Annotated in this window: 24 protein-coding genes; 4 read left to right on the top strand and 20 right to left on the bottom strand. The window is 66.0% G+C overall.

Annotated features, from left to right (window positions below):
• Nucleotides 1–5: 5 nt before the first annotated feature.
• The 4 genes from JIP62_RS14460 to JIP62_RS14445 form a co-directional block, all read right to left on the bottom strand.
• Complete coding sequence (locus tag JIP62_RS14460; RefSeq protein ID WP_230974775.1) at nt 6–725, bottom strand: RluA family pseudouridine synthase; 720 nt, start codon at nt 723–725, stop codon at nt 6–8.
• Between the two features lie 39 nt (nt 726–764).
• On the bottom strand, nt 765–1,208 hold the full coding sequence (locus tag JIP62_RS14455; RefSeq protein WP_201102842.1) for a hypothetical protein: 444 nt from the start codon (nt 1,206–1,208) through the stop codon (nt 765–767).
• 81 nt (nt 1,209–1,289) lie between these two features.
• Entirely contained in the window at nt 1,290–1,550 is a 261-nt protein-coding gene (locus tag JIP62_RS14450; protein ID WP_201102841.1) for a hypothetical protein, read from the bottom strand.
• On the bottom strand, nt 1,547–2,863 hold the full coding sequence (locus JIP62_RS14445; RefSeq protein WP_201102840.1) for a replication-associated recombination protein A: 1,317 nt from the start codon (nt 2,861–2,863) through the stop codon (nt 1,547–1,549). Before JIP62_RS14445 ends, JIP62_RS14450 begins: the two co-directional genes overlap by 4 nt.
• A 116-nt stretch (nt 2,864–2,979) precedes the next feature.
• Between JIP62_RS14445 and JIP62_RS14440 the strand changes: the two genes are divergently transcribed.
• Nucleotides 2,980–3,726, top strand: a complete 747-nt coding sequence (locus JIP62_RS14440; protein ID WP_201102839.1) for a sulfotransferase family 2 domain-containing protein — start codon at nt 2,980–2,982, stop codon at nt 3,724–3,726.
• Here JIP62_RS14440 and JIP62_RS14435 read toward each other — a convergent pair.
• The 4 genes from JIP62_RS14435 to JIP62_RS14425 form a co-directional block, all read right to left on the bottom strand.
• Entirely contained in the window at nt 3,688–4,278 is a 591-nt protein-coding gene (locus tag JIP62_RS14435; RefSeq protein ID WP_201102838.1) for an aspartyl/asparaginyl beta-hydroxylase domain-containing protein, read from the bottom strand. The genes JIP62_RS14440 and JIP62_RS14435 overlap by 39 nt on opposite strands.
• A gap of 52 nt (nt 4,279–4,330) precedes the next feature.
• Nucleotides 4,331–4,462: a hypothetical protein gene (locus JIP62_RS15270; protein WP_269145459.1), complete on the bottom strand. Its 132-nt coding sequence runs from the start codon at nt 4,460–4,462 to the stop codon at nt 4,331–4,333.
• Between the two features lie 197 nt (nt 4,463–4,659).
• Nucleotides 4,660–4,815 (bottom strand): hypothetical protein, encoded by a 156-nt coding sequence (locus JIP62_RS14430; protein WP_201102837.1) that lies wholly within the window; start codon nt 4,813–4,815, stop codon nt 4,660–4,662.
• A gap of 106 nt (nt 4,816–4,921) precedes the next feature.
• On the bottom strand, nt 4,922–6,295 hold the full coding sequence (locus JIP62_RS14425) for a trypsin-like peptidase domain-containing protein (protein WP_201102836.1): 1,374 nt from the start codon (nt 6,293–6,295) through the stop codon (nt 4,922–4,924).
• 189 nt (nt 6,296–6,484) lie between these two features.
• Between JIP62_RS14425 and JIP62_RS14420 the strand changes: the two genes are divergently transcribed.
• Together JIP62_RS14420 and JIP62_RS14415 are read left to right on the top strand one after the other, a co-directional pair.
• A complete protein-coding gene (locus tag JIP62_RS14420) occupies nt 6,485–7,411 on the top strand; it encodes an ABC transporter ATP-binding protein (RefSeq protein WP_201102835.1) in 927 nt (308 codons plus the stop codon).
• Complete coding sequence (locus tag JIP62_RS14415; protein ID WP_201102834.1) at nt 7,395–8,276, top strand: ABC transporter permease subunit; 882 nt, start codon at nt 7,395–7,397, stop codon at nt 8,274–8,276. Before JIP62_RS14420 ends, JIP62_RS14415 begins: the two co-directional genes overlap by 17 nt.
• Before the next feature lie 23 nt (nt 8,277–8,299).
• Here JIP62_RS14415 and JIP62_RS14410 read toward each other — a convergent pair whose 3' ends face one another.
• Nucleotides 8,300–8,896, bottom strand: coding sequence for a hypothetical protein (locus tag JIP62_RS14410; RefSeq protein ID WP_201102833.1), 597 nt, complete (start codon nt 8,894–8,896; stop codon nt 8,300–8,302).
• Between the two features lie 12 nt (nt 8,897–8,908).
• Nucleotides 8,909–9,103 (bottom strand): hypothetical protein, encoded by a 195-nt coding sequence (locus tag JIP62_RS14405; protein ID WP_201102832.1) that lies wholly within the window; start codon nt 9,101–9,103, stop codon nt 8,909–8,911.
• A 182-nt stretch (nt 9,104–9,285) separates the two neighbouring features.
• Between JIP62_RS14405 and JIP62_RS14400 the strand changes: the two genes are divergently transcribed.
• Nucleotides 9,286–9,750, top strand: a complete 465-nt coding sequence (locus tag JIP62_RS14400) for a hypothetical protein (RefSeq protein ID WP_201102831.1) — start codon at nt 9,286–9,288, stop codon at nt 9,748–9,750.
• Between the two features lie 229 nt (nt 9,751–9,979).
• Here the strand turns inward: JIP62_RS14400 and rplQ are convergent, their stop codons facing one another.
• The 10 genes from rplQ to rpsE form a co-directional block, all read right to left on the bottom strand.
• Complete coding sequence (gene rplQ, locus JIP62_RS14395) at nt 9,980–10,399, bottom strand: 50S ribosomal protein L17 (protein ID WP_201102830.1); 420 nt, start codon at nt 10,397–10,399, stop codon at nt 9,980–9,982.
• Between the two features lie 120 nt (nt 10,400–10,519).
• Nucleotides 10,520–11,539 (bottom strand): DNA-directed RNA polymerase subunit alpha, encoded by a 1,020-nt coding sequence (locus tag JIP62_RS14390; RefSeq protein ID WP_201102829.1) that lies wholly within the window; start codon nt 11,537–11,539, stop codon nt 10,520–10,522.
• Between the two features lie 88 nt (nt 11,540–11,627).
• Entirely contained in the window at nt 11,628–12,017 is a 390-nt protein-coding gene (gene rpsK, locus JIP62_RS14385) for a 30S ribosomal protein S11 (RefSeq protein ID WP_201102828.1), read from the bottom strand.
• Between the two features lie 10 nt (nt 12,018–12,027).
• Nucleotides 12,028–12,396 (bottom strand): 30S ribosomal protein S13, encoded by a 369-nt coding sequence (rpsM, locus tag JIP62_RS14380; protein ID WP_201102827.1) that lies wholly within the window; start codon nt 12,394–12,396, stop codon nt 12,028–12,030.
• A gap of 129 nt (nt 12,397–12,525) precedes the next feature.
• On the bottom strand, nt 12,526–13,266 hold the full coding sequence (locus JIP62_RS15265; protein WP_201102826.1) for a TonB family protein: 741 nt from the start codon (nt 13,264–13,266) through the stop codon (nt 12,526–12,528).
• 57 nt (nt 13,267–13,323) lie between these two features.
• Nucleotides 13,324–13,893, bottom strand: coding sequence for an adenylate kinase (locus tag JIP62_RS14370; RefSeq protein WP_201102825.1), 570 nt, complete (start codon nt 13,891–13,893; stop codon nt 13,324–13,326).
• A gap of 26 nt (nt 13,894–13,919) precedes the next feature.
• Nucleotides 13,920–15,326, bottom strand: a complete 1,407-nt coding sequence (gene secY, locus JIP62_RS14365) for a preprotein translocase subunit SecY (protein ID WP_201102824.1) — start codon at nt 15,324–15,326, stop codon at nt 13,920–13,922.
• Between the two features lie 104 nt (nt 15,327–15,430).
• Entirely contained in the window at nt 15,431–16,021 is a 591-nt protein-coding gene (rplO, locus tag JIP62_RS14360) for a 50S ribosomal protein L15 (RefSeq protein WP_201102823.1), read from the bottom strand.
• A gap of 140 nt (nt 16,022–16,161) precedes the next feature.
• Complete coding sequence (gene rpmD, locus JIP62_RS14355) at nt 16,162–16,359, bottom strand: 50S ribosomal protein L30 (protein ID WP_201102822.1); 198 nt, start codon at nt 16,357–16,359, stop codon at nt 16,162–16,164.
• Nucleotides 16,360–16,362: 3 nt separating this feature from the next.
• Complete coding sequence (gene rpsE / locus JIP62_RS14350) at nt 16,363–16,971, bottom strand: 30S ribosomal protein S5 (protein ID WP_201102821.1); 609 nt, start codon at nt 16,969–16,971, stop codon at nt 16,363–16,365.
• Between the last annotated feature and the right edge of the window lie 6 nt (nt 16,972–16,977).

Genomic DNA, 16,977 nt, shown 5'->3' with positions numbered 1-16,977 from the left:
CCAAGTCAGAGCACTGCCGCGCGCGCCAGCAGTCCGAAATCCTCCGGCGGCGGGGCCTCAAGCGTCAGATAACCGCCCGAAGGATGCGGAAACTTCAGCCGGGCCGCGTGCAGCATCAGGCGCGGTGCCGCCATTCCGGCAAACGTCAGCGCCCCGCCATAGCGGACGTCCCCCGCCAGCGGTCGGCCGATATGGGCCATGTGTACGCGCAGCTGATGCATCCGGCCGGTCACCGGCGACAGTTCCACCAGCGCCCCATCCACGCTGTGCGCCAGGGTGCGATAGCGGCTCTGCGCCGTCTGTGAGCCGGGCGTGCCGGGCGGGGCCACCCGCATATAGCTTTCGCGGCCGATCTCCTGGCGCAGCAGGGGGGCCTCGATCACGCCCGACGCCGGGTCGGGGGCGGCAGAGACCAGGGCCACATAGGTCTTCTGAAACCTGCGCGCCTCGATCGCCTTGCCCAGGAACCCGGCCGCAGGCTTTGTCCGAGCCGCCAGGATGACGCCCGAGGTATCGCGGTCCAGCCGGTGCACCAGGTCCGGGCGCTTGCCATTCGACCGGGCAAAGGCCCACAGCAGATCGTCCAGCGTATGGGCCTGGATGCGCCCTCCCTGGCTGGACAGGCCCGCCGGCTTGTTGAAGGCCAGGACGTGTTCGTCCTCGTGGATCACCCAGGCGCGAACGTCGGCGATCTCTTGCTCGGTCAGGACAGGGGGCTCTCTCACCGCGCCTGCATAGGCGATGAGAAGGGCCGCGTCAGCCGTTTAGCGCAGCACGCCCGCCTTCGACATGGTCCAGGCATACCACGCCTGGAACGCCGCCAGCGCCACGATGACCCAGGGCATGAACTTCATCATCGCCATGGCTTCCGGCAGTTCCGGCATCGGGTTGATCAGGCCGAACACCAGACTGCCCACCGCCCCCAGCAGCGACAGGGCGAACACCGGCGCGGCCAGCCTGTTTCGGATCAGCAGCAGGACCGCGGCCAGCAGCCCGCCCCACACGCCCAGCACCCAGGGCACATACATCCAGTTCGGCATGGCGGTGAAATAGTCGATCATCGGCTGATCGAAGCCGGACGCCCGCAGATAGGCTTCCCCCTGCGTCGTCGTCATCACGAAGTCGAACGCGCCGAACCCGTTCCAAAGCAGCGAAATCCCGCCGACCACCCACAGGTGCCACGGCGTCTTGACGGTCATCGAAGTCATCAAACCCCTCCCAAGGTCTATGACCGCAACCTATGCCCGAACCGCGCTCCGCGACAATGAACGCCGTTCAGTCAGACGGACCTACTTGTCGTAGACCAGGCGGCATTCGCCATCGATCACGGTGTAGCGCCCGTTGGACGCGTCGACGAACGAGATACTGCCCTCGCGGTCGCTGATCTTGCCGGTCGAGCGGCCCTGGAAGGTCTGGGTGCCATAGCTCCAGCAGGTGATGTCCGCCGGGCGATCGCTGAAGGTCGCCTCACGACGGGCGCGCGAACTGTCGGTGCAGGCCGATAGCCCGACCGCCACCCCCACGGTCGCCAGGATCATCATCGTCTTCATGCGTCGTCTCCCTTGGCCATGGCCTCCGCCCGCATCGCGGCCCAGCGTTCCAGCCGTTCCTTGACCTTGGCCTCGTGCCCCTCGCCTTTTGGCGCATAGAAGGTGCGCCGGTCCATCCCGTCGGGGAAGAAGTTGGCACCCGAAAACCCTTCCGGCGTATCGGGGTCGTATTGGTAGCCCTTGCCGTAGCCCAGCGACTTCATCAGCTTGGTCGGAGCGTTGCGGATGTGGGCGGGCGGCATCAGCGAACCGGTCTCGCGCGCCGCCTTGGACGCCGCCTTATAGGCTTCATAGACGCCGACCGACTTGGGCGCGGTGGCCAGGTGCACCACCGCCTGAGCCAAAGCCAGCTCCCCCTCCGGCGATCCCAGGAAGTCATAGGTATCCTTGGCCGCATTGGCGACCAGCAGCGACAGCGGGTCCGCCTGACCGATGTCCTCCACCGCCATCCGCACGATCCGCCGCGCCAGATACAGCGGATCCTCGCCCCCGTTCAGCATCCGCGCCAGCCAGTAAAGAGCCGCGTCCGGGTCCGACCCACGAACCGATTTATGCAGTGCAGATATCAGGTTATAGTGTTCTTCTCTGCTCTTGTCGTAAGCTGGCGCGCGCTTCTGCAGCGTTCCGGCCAGCCCCTGCACATCCAGCGTCACATCGGCCGGCAGGTCGAACAGCACCTCGCTCATGGTCAGCAGATAACGCCCGTCCCCATCGGCCAGGGCCAGCAGGGCATGACGCGCTTCCGCCGTCAGGGGCAGGGTCCGATCCTCGTGCGCCTCCGCCCGGATCAACAGTTGATTCAGTGCCGCATCGTCCAGCCGCTTCAGAACGAACACCTGGCTGCGCGACAGCAAGGCCCCGTTCAGCTCGAACGATGGGTTCTCGGTCGTGGCCCCGACCAGGGTCACCACCCCCTCTTCCACGAACGGCAGAAAGCCGTCCTGTTGCGCGCGGTTGAAGCGGTGGATTTCGTCGACGAACAACAGGGTGGACTGGCCGGCCGCGCGCCGCATCCGCGCCGCCTCGAACGCCTTCTTCAGGTCCGCCACGCCCGAGAAGACGGCGCTGATCTGCTGGAACTGATACCCCGCCGCCTGGGCCAGCAGACGGGCGATGGTGGTCTTTCCCGTGCCCGGCGGCCCCCACAGGATCATGGACCCCAGCCGCCCCGCTTCGATCATCCGCCGGATCGGCCCGCCCGGCCCCAGCAGGTGATCCTGCCCCACCACCTCGTCCAGGGTTGCGGGCCGCAGCCGGTCGGCCAGGGGGGCACCGGGCGGATGGATACCGGAGGCTTCAAACAAGTCTGACATGGGTCAGACCTATCAGGCTGTTGCACAGGTGTCTCGCCGCCCTCTACCCCCCGCGCATTGTCACTGCGCTTTCCTCACGATGCCGCTATGGGGAACTTCGAAAGAGAGTCTCCGCCTTGCTGCTGTCCATCGCCCACAAATTCGTCTTCGTCCGCGCCGTGAAGGTGGGCGGCACCAGTGTCGAGATCGGCCTATCCGCCATCTGCGGGCCCGACGACATCCTACCCCCCATGGTGGCCCTGGAGGAACGCCGCCGACAGGCCCTGGGCGTGCGCAGCCGCAACTATGGGGCCTCTCCCCTGCTGGAAGCCGCCTATGACACCCTGGTGCGCGAAACGCCGGACGAGAACCTGCACCGCGTGCCCCAGCCGTCCAGCCGATTTACCGCCCACACCAAGCTGTCAGAGGTGATCGAACACTATCCCGGTTCGCTGGATGGGTTCACGGCCGTCTGCCTGGCCCGCTCCCCCTATGCGCGGGTGCTGTCGGCCCTGAACATGCGCGACAACTACACGGACTATACCCGCGGCGCAGACATGCGGACCGATCCTAAGACCTGGGCCCAGGCGTTTGATAAGGAACTCGAATCTGGCTGGCTGAAGAAGATGTTCTCGCCCGACGTCTATGGCGATCCGAGCGGGCGGATGGACCGCTTCGTCATCCACTACGAACAGCTTCAGGACGAGTTCGACGCCTTCCTCGCGCGGCTGGGCGTGCCCGACCGCATCGTCCTGCCCCATGCCAAGGAGGGGATGATGTCCAATCGGTTCGACCCGCGCGACGTCCTGCGCCCCGATCAGATCGCCACCATCAACGCCATGTTCTCAGACGACTTCGAGGCCTTCGGCTACGCTCGTCTTTGACGGCGGGGTCCATCCGGACGGCAGGACGTTGACGATCAGGTGCACCCGGCGCCCCGGCCCCGCATTGGCCACCGAATGCCGTCGCATATTGTCCACCTCATAGACGGTGCCCGCCGCCAGATGATGGTCGATGCCGTCGATCGGGAACCGCACCCCCTCATGGGTCAGGATCGGCAGGTGACAGCGATGGGTGTCACGCAGCAGCAGGCCATGGTCCCGATGCGTGGGAATGGTGTGGCCGGGGGCCAGTTCGACCAGCAGGGCCCGCACGGCGGTGCCGCCATAATGGCCCTCAATCGCATCCACCGCCCGGTTCACGGCATCGGACAATGCCGGTGCCGGATAGGTCAGGCGCGCGACCGGCTGCGGGTCCGCGATCATCAGCTCTTCCAGCCAGCGGAATACGATCGACCGGGTCGCATTGTGGACTTCAAACTTGGCCTGGCGCGTGTTGAACACGCCCCAGACCGCGTCATCATTCGACGGCAAGGCGGCTAGAATATCGCCCACTGGCCAGTCAAACAAAGGCTCCAGCGGCAGGGGTCTATGCATCGTGCGCCTTATTCACCCAACCCACTGATCGCTCCCGCCGCTGGTCGCAATCTCAGCTCAGAGGCGCGCCGTAAACATCCCGCCTGGGGCCTTCGGCCTCTGCGGACTCGACGTCCAGACATTCCAGAACAGGCGCGATCCACTCGGCACGGTTGTCGACAGCCACGTTTGCAACGGTGGTCAAATCGCTATTTTTGTCGACAGTCATCGCTCTCACGCATTTTATCCGCACAGCGCGGATCTTGAAATTGCGCTGTTAGATCACGCGGTTGGCACGGTCAATGCCGTTTGCACGGTGCGAGAAATTAGGCTGGTGGCAGGTTGGTTATGGGACAGCCGCTCCATCGAACAACGGCTCCAGCTGCGGGTACGGACTTTGCGTCACGAGCCACCGTAGCCACCGTCGGCACCGTAGCCACCACTGTTTCCCGCCGACACCGTGTCGAAATGCTGCAGGGTCGGCGCGGTCCACACGGCGCGATCGTCAAGCAGCGCATCAGGTGTAGTCGTCAGGTCGGTATGGGTCACGATAGTCATCGGCTATAGTCCTTCGAGCCCCTGCATTGAGCAGAGACATCGTTCCTATGGGGTAGGCTCTACGACCAGCACCGTCAAAGACGATCGAACAAATTCGACCTGCCCCCTACCGCATCACCCCCGTCACCCGCTGGCCGCCACGCTGGATCGTGACCTCGGCCCCGCGGCCCAGATTGGCCAGGGCCTGTGTCGAGGTCACCGGGCGGCCGTCGACGGCCACGACGATGTCGCCCCGCTGGAAGCCGATGCGGTTGGCATAGCTGCCGCGCGCGACCCGGCCGATGATCACGCCGCTGGCGAATGGATCGCCACCCAGGGCATCGGCCAGGGCGGGGTTCAGGGTCAGGACCTGGGCCCCGGCCAGGGCCCCCTGCTGGATCGTCACGGCCCGCGCCACGTCGGCATCGCCCGGCAGGGGCTGGACCCGCGCCGACAGGGTCTGGGTCCGCCCACCCCGCAGGATCTCGACCTGCACCGCCGTATCCGGCGCGCGCGTCCCGACGCGGAAGTTCAGCCCGCCCTGGTCGTTGACCTCGGCCCCGTCCACGGCGGTGATGACGTCACCTTCACGCAGGCCCGCCCGCGCGCCCGGCCCGCCCGCATAGACGCCCGTCACGACCAGACCGCGCGGCCGCTCCAGCCCTAGCTCGCGCGCACGCTCGGCGGTGACGCTCTCGCCCTTGATGCCCAGCCATGGCCGGACCACGGCCCGGGCCCCGCCGACGGCACTGTCCACCACCTGGCGCACCATTGAGGCCGGCACCGCGAACCCGACCCCGGACGAGGAGCCCGAGCGCGAGAAGATGGCCGTATTGATCCCGATCAGCTCGCCGTCCATGTCGACCAGCGCCCCGCCCGAATTCCCCGGATTGATCGCCGCATCCGTCTGGATGAAGGAGCCGGAGTCCGAAATGCCCGTCTCCGTCCGGTTCAGGGCCGAGATGATGCCGTTGGTCACCGTCTGCCCCACCCCGAACGGATTGCCGATCGCCAGGACCAGATCGCCGATCTGCTGTTCCTCGCGGTCGTCGATGCTCAGGGTCGGCAGGCGCTCCTCCACCCCTTCCAGCTGAAGCACGGCGATGTCGCTGCGTTCGTCCGCCAGGATGACGCGGGCCGAGAACTCCCGCCGGTCGTTCAGTACCACCTTGATCTCGCTCATCCCGGCGATGACGTGGGCATTGGTGACCACCACGCCCTCGGGCCGCACGATCACGCCCGATCCGACCGAGCCGGTCGGCTGGCTGAACTGGCCCCAGAAGGGATCGCGAACAGTCTGCACCCCGCGCGCCGAGATATTGACCACGGCCGGGGCGGCGGTGCGCACCACGGGCGCGAAACTGGCCTTCATCGAACCGGCATCGCCCGGCGTGACGCGGTTCGTCTCTGCAAAGACGCCTTCCTGAGCCTGGGTGTCGGCGGGCGCTCCGCAGGCCGACATGGTCAAGGCAGCGATGGCGATCAACGCGTGGGTCTTCATCGGGCGGGTCTCTCCGAGCCAGGTAACAGCGCCATTTCGCCCCGGCATTTCGTCGGCTTGATGGCGGATCAGGCCGTCAAACCGCCGCGCTTTCCGATCGTTCCGCGCGCCACATGCCCGCCACGACATTGCCTAAGTTTAATCACGATCCGGCTTGTGGCGCGCCGGGCTTCTCGCCAAGGTCGGCCCATGAGCGCAGTCATCGAAACGACCGGTCTGACCAAGACCTATGGCACGGTGCGGGCCCTGAACGGCCTGAGCCTGAGCATTCCAAAGGGCGGCGTCTATGGCGTGCTGGGTCCCAACGGTGCCGGCAAGTCGACCCTGTTCCGCATCCTGCTGGGTCTGATCCGCCCCACCGAGGGCTCGGCCACGGTGATGGGGGGCGCGATCGGCGATCCGGCCTCCATGCGCCGTATGGGCTCGATGATCGAGACGCCCCGCTATCCCCCCTATATGTCCGCGCGCCAAGTCCTGACCTGGCTGTCGCTGGCCCATGGGCTGAAGGCCGACACCACCCGCACCGATCGCTGGCTGGAGCGGGTCGGCCTGACCGAGGCGGCGGACCGGCGCGTGCGCGGCTTCTCGGTCGGCATGCTGCAACGCCTGGGCGTGGCGGCCGCCCTGATCACCGAGCCGGAACTGATCATCCTGGATGAACCGACCAGCGGCATGGATCCCCCCGGCATCCAGGAGATGCGCGCCCTTATCCGCAGTCTGGCCCATGACGACGGCCTGACCGTCATCCTGGCCAGCCACCAGCTGCTGGAGGTCCAGCGCGTCTGCGACCGCGTTGCCATCATGAACCGCGGTAAGCTGGTGCGCGAGGGCACGGTCGCCGACCTGACCACCACGGGCGAGCGTCTGCGCCTGTCCCTGACGCCGGTCGACAGTGCCCCGCAACGCGCCGCCGCCATTCTGGGCGACCGCGCCAGCACCGACGGCACGGCCATCCTGGCCCATGTGCCGCGAGCAGAGGGCCCGGCCCTGATCCGCGCCCTGGTCGAACAGGGCATAGACATCGACGAGGCGCGCTGGGTCGGCACCGACCTGGAAAGCGTCTTCTTCACCGAGACGGGTGCCGTCCAGACACCGGAGCATGACCATGTGGGCTGACGCCATTCGCGCGGAGGCCTTCCGCCTGTCCAAGAGCCGCACCACTTGGTTCTGGAGCGTGTTCTTCGCCCCCATCCTGCTGCTCGTCGGTGGGGCGATCAGCAGCGTCGTCATCGACGCCAATGCCACCAAGATGGCCGCCGACCCCGAGGCGCCGCCCGAACTGACCCAGATGCTGTCGACCCAGCCGCTGGACCTGGGCCAGGCCATGATCGCCAATGCGGCGGGCCTGTCCAATGCGCTGGTCCTGCTGTTCATCCTGATTGGGGCGGCGACCGTCTATGCTGGCGACTATCGGTGGGAGACCTGGCGTCTGGTCAGTGCGCGCAACACGCGGCCCAACCTGCTGCTGGGCAAGCTGGCCGTCGTGGTCGGCCTGGCCCTGATCGCCATGCTGGCCATGCTGGTCTCGGGCACCATCAGCGACCTGATCCAGGCCATGGTGTTCGAGCGCGACCTGGCCTTTACCCTCAGCCTGGGCGATGTGGGGCAGATCCTGCTGCTGGCCGGACTGTGCCTGCTGCGGATCATCCAGTTCACCATGATCGGCCTCTTGGCCGCCGTCATGACCCGGTCCCTGCTGGTCGCCCTGTTCGTGCCCCTGGTCCTGGGCATCGCCCAGTTCTTCCTGCCGATGCAGGTCCTGCCGCCCATGGGCTTCCTGCCTGACAGCTGGCTGTCGGTCCTGGTCAATCCGGGCGGCGGGCTGGACACGCTCAAGACCCTGGTCCGCGGCGGACCCGACGCCGCCGCTGTCGCCGACGGCATGGTGCTCAAGGCCTGGCTCAGCTTCGCCCTGTGGACCCTGCTCCCCGCCGCCGGCGCCATCGTCTGGTTCAACCGCCAGGACCTGTCGAAGGAATAGCGGTCAGAGCGGCGCGCGGCCGGTCACTCCGGCGGGGTCGCGCGCCAGCATTGCGACAGTGACCCTGCCGCCTCGGCCCACCATTCCGCCACCGGCGAATTCACATTCCCGGAGATCTCCAGCCCCACCGTGGCATCGTCTGGACCAGACCGCGCCCACCGGTTCCAGAAGATGTGCTGGGTGCCGTCCAGGACCAGCCCCATCGTCTCGGTTTCCTGGCCAAGCTGCGGCGCATCGGGCCTGACAACCGGCAACTGTTCCATCGCGATAAAGGCTTTTTCGACCCCCTCGCAGGTACGCGAGTCGGCCCCCACGATCGTGTTCGCCTGCCCCGCTCCGCCCGTCACCCGCCGGACGATCCAGAACTTGGTCTGCTCCGGCGGTCGACCGCGGAACACCGTGTAGAAGGTATTCACCGACCAACTGCGGCTGAGATAGGCAAACTGCGTCAGGCCACCGAAGGGCTGACGCTGCTCGAACGCCAGTTCGCGACTGGCGCGCTCTGTTTCGTCAAAGCCATCCTGCGCTTCGCCACCGGAACCAGTCCAGCGAACACCAGAGCCCCAACCGTCACGGACAGAAGCAGCACTCTCATTTCCTGCCCCCTGACGGTTCGTCACTCATGGCCTGCATCAGCTCTTCTTCTTGCCCTGGGCGGCGATGATGGCGGCAAAGGCGGCCAGCATCGACCCCGCCACGGCCACCAGCACGGGCGACCCCTCGTCCCTGGCGATCATCCAGACCGCCAGCCCGATCAGCGCCAGCGAGGCGCCCAGCATGATGCCGACCAGAAAACGCAGTTGGGATGGCGACGGTGTCTTGGACATGGAGGCTCCCCCTTCAGGCCCCCCGACATCGCAGTGATTCACGACTTTCCACAATATGGCGGCATCGCCCTCGCCCCCTGATCAGCCGCGCGGCTGTTTGCTGCAGACGAATACGTCGTCACGTTTCGTCAGCTGTGGACACCTCTGTCGGAGGCACAATGCCAGCGACCCAGGAGACATCGATGCGCCTCACTCCCGCCGTGCTCGCGGCTCTATCGATCGCCGCCCCCGCAGCCGCCCAGGATGCCCAGAATGCCGAGTGGACGCCGTACTTCTTCGGCGACGGCAACTTCTACCTCGTTCAGGGAGGCTCCCAAGTCCGGTCGGGGCCGCAGCGACTGGCCGTTGCCACCCTCCCCGCTCCCGGGCGAACGTCAGGCGGTCGGGAGGTCGCCTATTACGTGGTTTCAGGTTCGCTCGATTGCACCGCGTGGACGATGAGCGTGTCGTCCGTCGAATTCTTTGGTCTGGACGGAGCCCCTCTGGAAGCGGATCGAACCGTCCAGCCGGCGCGCGCCATTACCGCCGGGTCGTCCATCGGGCTGGCAGCAGAAGTGCGATGCCGTGGCAAAGAGCTGAAGGGAACGGCGATGACACGCGACGGGATCGTCTCGCTCGCTCGAAGGAGCCGCGGACCGACGGAATAGGCGTCGAATAAGGTCCCCACGCATCCGCAAGCGCCGCAGAGCCCAGCCCAGCCCAAGGTATCGGCGGAGCCGGAGGCGATCTGCACACGCAAGACATTTGACGCCGCCCGAGAACGACGGACGGAAGGCCGCAGAACCCGCGCTCAAGCGGTGAGCGTTAGCGCCCAAGCAAAAGGGCGACCCGATCGCTCGGGCCGCCCTTTCGAATGTCAGCGTTGACGGGCCGAAATCAGGCTTCGTCGTCGCCCTCGACCTCATAGACCGGACCGGAGTCCTGACCCTTGGCGTCCACATCGCGATCGACGAACTCGATCACGGCCATGGCGGCGTTGTCGCCGTGGCGGAAGCCAGCCTTCATGATGCGGATATAGCCGCCGTTACGTTCGGCATAGCGGGGGCCGATCGTTTCAAACAGCTTGCCAACTTGCGGCACGTCGCGAACCTGGCTGATGGCCTGGCGACGGGCGTGCAGGTCGCCCTTCTTGGCCAGGGTGACCAGCTTTTCGACGAAGGGACGCAGTTCCTTGGCCTTGGGCAGGGTGGTCGTGATCTGCTCATGCTTGATCAACGACGCAGCCATGTTGGCGAACATGGCGGTCCGGTGGCTGGTCGTGCGACCAAGCTTGCGATAGGCGGCGCCGTGGCGCATCGGGGTCTCTCCTACTCCAGTCCTGGTATCCGTTCGCCGCTAGGGGCTCGGGACCTGGGGCTGTCCTCATTCTAACCGCTCCGGCACCCCTCATCGAGAGGATCGGGCGGAGGGTTGAAACTAGATCTGGTCGTCGAACTTCTTGGCCAGGTCTTCGATGTTTTCGGGCGGCCAGTTCGGCACATCCATGCCGAGCGACAGACCCATGGAGGTCAGGACCTCCTTGATTTCGTTCAGCGACTTGCGGCCGAAGTTCGGGGTGCGAAGCATCTCGCCCTCGGTCTTTTGGATCAGGTCGCCGATGTAGACGATGTTGTCGTTCTTCAGGCAGTTAGCCGAACGGACCGACAGTTCCAGCTCGTCGACCTTCTTCAGCAGGGCCGGGTTGAACGGCAGTTCGGGCTTGCCGTCCGTGGCCTCGACCGCCTTCTTGGGCTCGTCGAAGGTGATGAAGATCTGCAGCTGGTCTTGCAGGATACGGGCGGCATAGGCCACCGCGTCGACCGGCGAGACGGCACCGTTGGTTTCGACTTCCAGCACCAGCTTGTCATAGTCCAGCGACTGGCCCTGGCGGGTCGGCTCGACGCGATAGGCGACGCGCTTGACCGGCGAATACAGGGCGTCGACCGCGATCAGGCCGATCGGGGCGTCTTCCGGACGGTTCAGCTCGGAGGCGACATAGCCCTTGCCGTTCTGGACGGTCAGTTCCATGCGGATCGAGGCGCCGTCATCCAGGGTGCAGATGACGTGGTCCGGGTTCAGCACGTCGATGTCCGCGGGGACGTCGATCTGGCCGGCGGTCACGGGCCCGGGGCCGGTGGCACGCAGGGTCATGCGCTTGGGGCCCTCGGCATGCATGCGCAGAGCCAGCTGCTTGATGTTCAGCACGATGTCGACCACGTCCTCGCGCACGCCTTCCAGCGAGGAGAATTCGTGGACCACGCCGTCGATCTGGATGGCGGTGACCGCCGCGCCTTGCAGCGAGGACAGGAGCACGCGGCGCAGGGCATTGCCGAGCGTCACGCCGAAACCGCGCTCGAGGGGTTCGGCCACCAGGCGCGCCTTGCGCTGGGAGTCCGAGCCGAGCTCGATCTGCGGCTTCTCGGGACGGATCAGCTCTTGCCAGTTACGTTCGATCATAGGTGTCCCTCGGAGCGGGTTTCGCCGGTCCCTCTCACCTCGTCAGGGAGGCGGGACCGGCGTTGAATAGGGTCGGCGGCGAAGTCGCTTAGACGCGGCGGCGCTTGGGCGGACGGCAGCCGTTGTGCGGCATCGGCGTGACGTCGCGGATGGTGGTGATGGTCAGGCCCACCGACTGCAGGGCACGCAGCGCCGATTCACGGCCAGAACCCGGACCCGAAACGTTGACTTCCAGCGTCTTCACGCCGTGTTCCTGCGCCTTCTTGCCGGCGTCCTCAGCGGCCATCTGGGCGGCATAAGGAGTCGACTTACGCGAGCCCTTGAAACCCATGTGACCGGCAGACGACCACGAGATCGCATTGCCTTGGGCGTCGGTGATCGTGATCATCGTGTTGTTGAACGACGAATTCACATGAGCAACGCCCGACGTGATGTTCTTGCGTTCGCGCTTCTTTACGCGACCCGGTTCCTTGGCCATCGTTTTCTACTTACTTCTTCTTGCCGGCGATCGGCTTGGCGGGACCCTTGCGGGTGCGGGCGTTGGTGTGGGTGCGCTGACCGCGGACCGGCAGGCCCTTGCGGTGACGCAGGCCGCGGTAGCAGGCCAGATCCATCAGACGCTTGATGTTCATCGAGGTCTCGCGACGCAGGTCGCCCTCGACCGTCAGGTCGCGGTCGATGGTCTCGCGGATCTGCAGGACCTCAGCATCGGTCAGCTGGTTGACGCGGCGCTCGGCCTCGATACCAACTTTCTCGACGATGTCCTGCGCGGACTTCGGGCCGATGCCATGGATATATTGAAGCGCGATCACGACGCGCTTGTTGGTCGGAATGTTGACGCCAGCGATACGGGCCACGAAGCTCTCCAAATACGCGTTGTCGGACGCAACAAACGCTCCGGTCAACAGACCAGGAGCGTTCTGCGCCCTTCGCGGAAGCGCGCCGTTATAGCGGCGATTCAGATTGCGTCAATGGGTTGCGGGCACCTATCGACGCCCGCGCACCTGTCCGGCATCGAAATCGACGCCAAAGGTGATCTCAGCGCCCGCCAAGGGCTCTCCATCAATGGTGGGCGGTCGAAAGCGGAAGTTGGCAGCCGTGGCGAGGGCGGCAGCCCCAAAGCCCCGCCCCGGCGGACTTTCTTCCACCAGACGGCAGTCTTCCAGTCGCGTGTCCAGCCGAATGCGGCAAGTGATCAGGCCTCTGCCCGACACGCCCGCATTCAGGGCTGCACGCGGATAGACCCTGCGGATCTGATCGACCGACGGCCCCGAGAGCAGCAGCGGGCGACCACCGCGTCCAGGCCCCCTGCCCGCCCCTGTACCGCCGCCAGAGCCCGTTCCCTGACCGCCGAGGCCCGGCCCCGGCACGGCATCGGCATAGGGCGCAGTACCGACCACGATCGACGGCTCGGGGGCCTGGACCGGCGGGGCAACGATCTCGGGCGGCACAGGCGGCGGATCGGGCAGGATGTTTACCCGTGAGGGCGCAGCGGGCGATCCGCCACCGGCCACGACGGCAGGCTGCAAGGGCGGCGGCGGCGGCGGGGGCGGCGGCGGCGAAACCAGCACCACTTCGACCGGCGGCGGGATATCAGCTGCCGGCTCTGGCGCAGAAACCCGCGCCAGGAAGGGCAGGAAGGACAGGTGGACCAACAGCACCAGCAAACCAAGGCCGAACCGGCGCCGTTGCGGCACCTTCGGTCGTGCGGTCCCTGCGATGGTCATATACAGCCTCTCGGACGCGTCAGTCGGAAACTGTAACGCGCGAGCGGCAGAGGTCGATCAGACTCGCGTGTCGAGGGCCGTATCGATGGCGGCTGCAACGGCGTCGACCGAACCCATGCCGTCAACCTCGGTCAACAGGCCCTTCTCGTCATAGTACGGCAGAAGCGGCGCGGTGTTGCGGTTATAGGCTTCCAGCCGAACCTTGAAGCTGTCCGGATTGTCGTCAGGCCGCCCCTGGTCAGCGTAGCGGCGGGCGATGCGTTCAAGCAGCTGGCCGTCATCCACCTTCAGACGAACGACATGGTCGATCTTCTTGCCCAGCTTGGCCAACATGGCGTCCAGAGCCTCGGCCTGGCCCAGGGTGCGCGGGAAACCGTCGAAGATGGCCCCTCCGGCGTCCTCCGCCTCCTTCAGTCGCGCCTCGATCAGGGCGATGACGATGTCGTCGGCAATCAGGCCGCCACCGGACATGATGGCTTGGCACTGCTGGCCCAGTTCAGAGCCCGACGCGATGGCCTCGCGCAGCATGTCGCCGGTCGACAGCTGGACCATGCCGCGCTGCTCGACCAGACGCTTGGCCTGAGTACCCTTGCCCGCCGCAGGCGGTCCAAACAGGATCAGATTCATCGTCCGCCCTCCCCCAAAGGCCCGACCTAGCGCCGGACCGGAGCGGCCGAGCGTCCGGCCGGTGCCTTGGTGCCGGGCGTGCGACCGCCCTTGCCCCGCAGCTTGGCCTTCTTGATCAGGCCCTCATACTGGTGCGCCAGCAGGTGCGACTGGATCTGCGCCACCGTATCCATCGTCACCGACACCACGATCAGGATCGAGGTACCGCCGAAATAGACGCTGTTACCCATCTGGGCGACCAGGATCTCTGGCAACAGACAGACGGCGGTGATGTAGGCGGCCCCGATCACGGTCAGGCGGGTCAGGACATAGTCCAGATACTCCGCCGTACGCTTGCCCGGACGGATACCCGGCAGGAAGCCGCCGTATTTGCGCAGGTTCTCGGCCGTGTCCTCGGGATTGAAGGTGATCGAGGTGTAGAAGAAGCAGAAGAAGATGATCAGCACCGCATACAGCACGGTGAACACCGGCTGCCCGTGCTGCAACTGACCCGCTGCCGACGGCAGCCAGGCCAGCCAGGCCGGCAGGTTCGCATTGGCCGTCATCTGAGCCACCGTCGAAGGCAGCAGCAGCAGGCTGGAGGCGAAGATAGGCGGGATGACCCCGGCGGTGTTCACCTTCAGCGGCAGGAAGCTGCGCTCGCCGCCAGCCATCCGATTGCCTTCCTGGCGCTTCGGATACTGGATCAGAAGACGGCGCTGGGCCCGCTCCATGAAGACGATGAAGACGACGGTGGCGACGGCCAGGGCCGCAATGAACAGCAGGACGAAGGCCGACATCTGACCCTGCTGAGCCAGGCCGAACAGACGCGCGATCGTGCCCGGCAGCACCGCAACAATACCGGCGAAGATGATGAGCGAGATGCCGTTGCCGACGCCGCGCGCCGTCACCTGCTCACCCAGCCACATCAGGAACATGGTGCCGCCCGTCAGGGTGGTGACGGTCGAGATGATGAAGAACAGTCCGGGCGCATCGACCAGGCCCTGCTGAGCGTTCAGGCCGACCGCGATGCCGAAGGACTGCATCAGGGCCAGGAACACCGTCAGATAGCGGGTGTACTGGTTCAGCTGCTTGCGGCCGCTCTCGCCGCCTTCCTTGCGCAGCTTTTCCCACGGCGGATACACCGCAGCCATCAGCTGCACGATGATCGACGCCGAGATGTAAGGCATCACGTTCAGGGCGAAGACGGCCATCCGCTCGACGGCGCCTCCGGAGAACATGTTGAACATGTCCAGCACGCCGCGCTGGCCGTCCGGGTTCTGGAAGAAGGCCAGGAAGGCCTCCGAATTAATCCCCGGGATCGGCACATAGGTGCCGATGCGATAGACCAGCAGCGCACCCAGGGTGAACAGCAGGCGTTTGTGCAGCTCGGTCGCCTTGGCGAACGAGCCCATGTTCATATTGGCGGCAAGTTGTTCGGCGGCCGAAGCCATGTGTCGTTACCCCGACTGGTCAGAACGCGGCGCATCGAACGTGAATCCGGGGCCAACGTCCAGATAGGCGAAGGTCGGCCTCATAGCGAGACCGACCCCACAGCTTATTTGGCGGCCGTACGCGCGGCGCGGGCCGAGATCTTGTTCGCGTCGCCGCGCGGAGCCTTGGGAGCCGGAGCCTTGCCCTTGGCCGCATTGCGCTTTTCGACGCGTTCAGCGGCCTTGGCCTCGGCCGCGATCCGCTCCTGCACGACCGTGCCGCCCGCAGCCTCGATCGCCTTGATCGCACCTGCGGTCGCGGACCAGACGACCAGGTTCAGCTTGGCGCTGATTTCGCCGGTGCCCAGCAGACGCACGCCGTCCTTGACGCGGCGGATCACGCCGGCGGCGACCAGGGCATCGCCCTTGATCTCGGACTTGATGTCGATCTTGCCGGCATCGATGGCGTCTTGCAGGCGCCACAGGTTGACTTCGGCCAGCTTCAGCGCGTTCGGATTGTTGAAGCCGCGCTTGGGCATACGCATGTACAGCGGCATCTGGCCGCCCTCGAACCCGCCGATGGCGACGCCCGAACGGGACTTCTGGCCCTTGACGCCGCGACCGGCGGTCTTGCCCTTGCCCGAGCCCGGGCCGCGGCCGACCCGCATGCGCTTCTTGTGCGCGCCTTCGTTGTCGCGGATTTCATTCAGTTTCATGTGCCTGATCCTTTCGGGTTCTCGCGCCCGCCATGAAGACGGACTCGGCTTTGAAATAAGGAGGGGCCGCTTCTAGGCGGCCCCCTTCAGTATCGCAAGATGCAAGACGCCCTCCCCCAGGCTGGGAGAGGGCGAAACGCTTACTTTTCGACGATTTCGGTCAGGTGGGCGACCTTGGCGATCATCCCGCGAACCGACGGCGTGTCTTCCAGGGTGGACTCACGGCCCATCCGGTTCAGACCCAGGCCCGACAGGGTGGCGCGCTGGTCCGACTTGCGGCGGATCGGGCTACCGGTCTGACGAACCGTGATGGTGGCCTTGGATTCGGTATTGGCCATCTATCAGCCCTCCATGGCTTCGGGTGACGATGCGCCGTCGTTGCGACGACCCATCAGATCCGAGACCTTCTTGCCGCGCTTGGACGCGACCTGACGCGGCGAGGACTGAACCTTCAGCGCTTCGAAGGTGGCGCGGATCATGTTGTACGGGTTGGACGAACCGGTGGACTTGGCCACCACGTCGTGGACACCCAAGGTTTCCAGAACGGCACGCATCGGGCCGCCCGCGATGACGCCGGTCCCGGGAGGGGCAGCGCGCATCATGATCTTGCCGGCGCCCCAACGGCCGTTGCCGTCGTGGTGCAGGGTGCGGTTCTCGCGCAGCGGAACGCGGATCATGGTCTTCTTGGCTTCTTCGGTCGCCTTGCGGATGGCTTCCGGGACTTCACGGGCCTTGCCGTGACCGAAGCCGACACGACCCTTGCCGTCACCGACGACCATCAGGGCAGCGAACGAGAAACGACGGCCGCCCTTCACAGTGGCGGCGACGCGGTTGATGTGCACCAGCTTTTCGACGATGTCCGATTCCGGGCCGTCGACGGCCGGGCCGTTGCGGTTGTCGCGCCGGTTACGGTCGTTGCCGCCGCCGCTACGTTGGGGTTCACGAGCCATGCTTCT

The sequence above is a fragment of the Brevundimonas vitisensis genome, assembly GCF_016656965.1.
GTDB lineage: Bacteria > Pseudomonadota > Alphaproteobacteria > Caulobacterales > Caulobacteraceae > Brevundimonas > Brevundimonas vitisensis.
Note: the sequence above shows the minus strand (reverse complement) of the source record. Positions and strands in the feature narration are given on the sequence as shown.

Bases quoted from the DNA above. Each gene is read 5' to 3' on its own strand.
- JIP62_RS14405 (WP_201102832.1), bottom strand. From the start codon at position 9,103: ATGTCCAAGACACCGTCGCCATCCCAACTGCGTTTTCTGGTCGGCATC.
- JIP62_RS14415 (WP_201102834.1), top strand. From the start codon at position 7,395: ATGACCATGTGGGCTGACGCCATTCGCGCGGAGGCCTTCCGCCTGTCC.
- rplQ (WP_201102830.1), bottom strand. From the start codon at position 10,399: ATGCGCCACGGCGCCGCCTATCGCAAGCTTGGTCGCACGACCAGCCAC.
- JIP62_RS14450 (WP_201102841.1), bottom strand. From the start codon at position 1,550: ATGAAGACGATGATGATCCTGGCGACCGTGGGGGTGGCGGTCGGGCTA.
- JIP62_RS14455 (WP_201102842.1), bottom strand. From the start codon at position 1,208: ATGACTTCGATGACCGTCAAGACGCCGTGGCACCTGTGGGTGGTCGGC.
- JIP62_RS14370 (WP_201102825.1), bottom strand. From the start codon at position 13,893: ATGAATCTGATCCTGTTTGGACCGCCTGCGGCGGGCAAGGGTACTCAG.
- JIP62_RS14435 (WP_201102838.1), bottom strand. From the start codon at position 4,278: ATGCATAGACCCCTGCCGCTGGAGCCTTTGTTTGACTGGCCAGTGGGC.
- JIP62_RS15265 (WP_201102826.1), bottom strand. From the start codon at position 13,266: ATGACCATCGCAGGGACCGCACGACCGAAGGTGCCGCAACGGCGCCGG.
- rplO (WP_201102823.1), bottom strand. From the start codon at position 16,021: ATGAAACTGAATGAAATCCGCGACAACGAAGGCGCGCACAAGAAGCGC.
- rpsK (WP_201102828.1), bottom strand. From the start codon at position 12,017: ATGGCCAAGGAACCGGGTCGCGTAAAGAAGCGCGAACGCAAGAACATC.
- JIP62_RS14430 (WP_201102837.1), bottom strand. From the start codon at position 4,815: ATGACTATCGTGACCCATACCGACCTGACGACTACACCTGATGCGCTG.
- JIP62_RS14425 (WP_201102836.1), bottom strand. From the start codon at position 6,295: ATGAAGACCCACGCGTTGATCGCCATCGCTGCCTTGACCATGTCGGCC.
- JIP62_RS14420 (WP_201102835.1), top strand. From the start codon at position 6,485: ATGAGCGCAGTCATCGAAACGACCGGTCTGACCAAGACCTATGGCACG.
- JIP62_RS14400 (WP_201102831.1), top strand. From the start codon at position 9,286: ATGCGCCTCACTCCCGCCGTGCTCGCGGCTCTATCGATCGCCGCCCCC.
- rpsE (WP_201102821.1), bottom strand. From the start codon at position 16,971: ATGGCTCGTGAACCCCAACGTAGCGGCGGCGGCAACGACCGTAACCGG.
- rpmD (WP_201102822.1), bottom strand. From the start codon at position 16,359: ATGGCCAATACCGAATCCAAGGCCACCATCACGGTTCGTCAGACCGGT.
- JIP62_RS14390 (WP_201102829.1), bottom strand. From the start codon at position 11,539: ATGATCGAACGTAACTGGCAAGAGCTGATCCGTCCCGAGAAGCCGCAG.
- JIP62_RS14445 (WP_201102840.1), bottom strand. From the start codon at position 2,863: ATGTCAGACTTGTTTGAAGCCTCCGGTATCCATCCGCCCGGTGCCCCC.
- secY (WP_201102824.1), bottom strand. From the start codon at position 15,326: ATGGCTTCGGCCGCCGAACAACTTGCCGCCAATATGAACATGGGCTCG.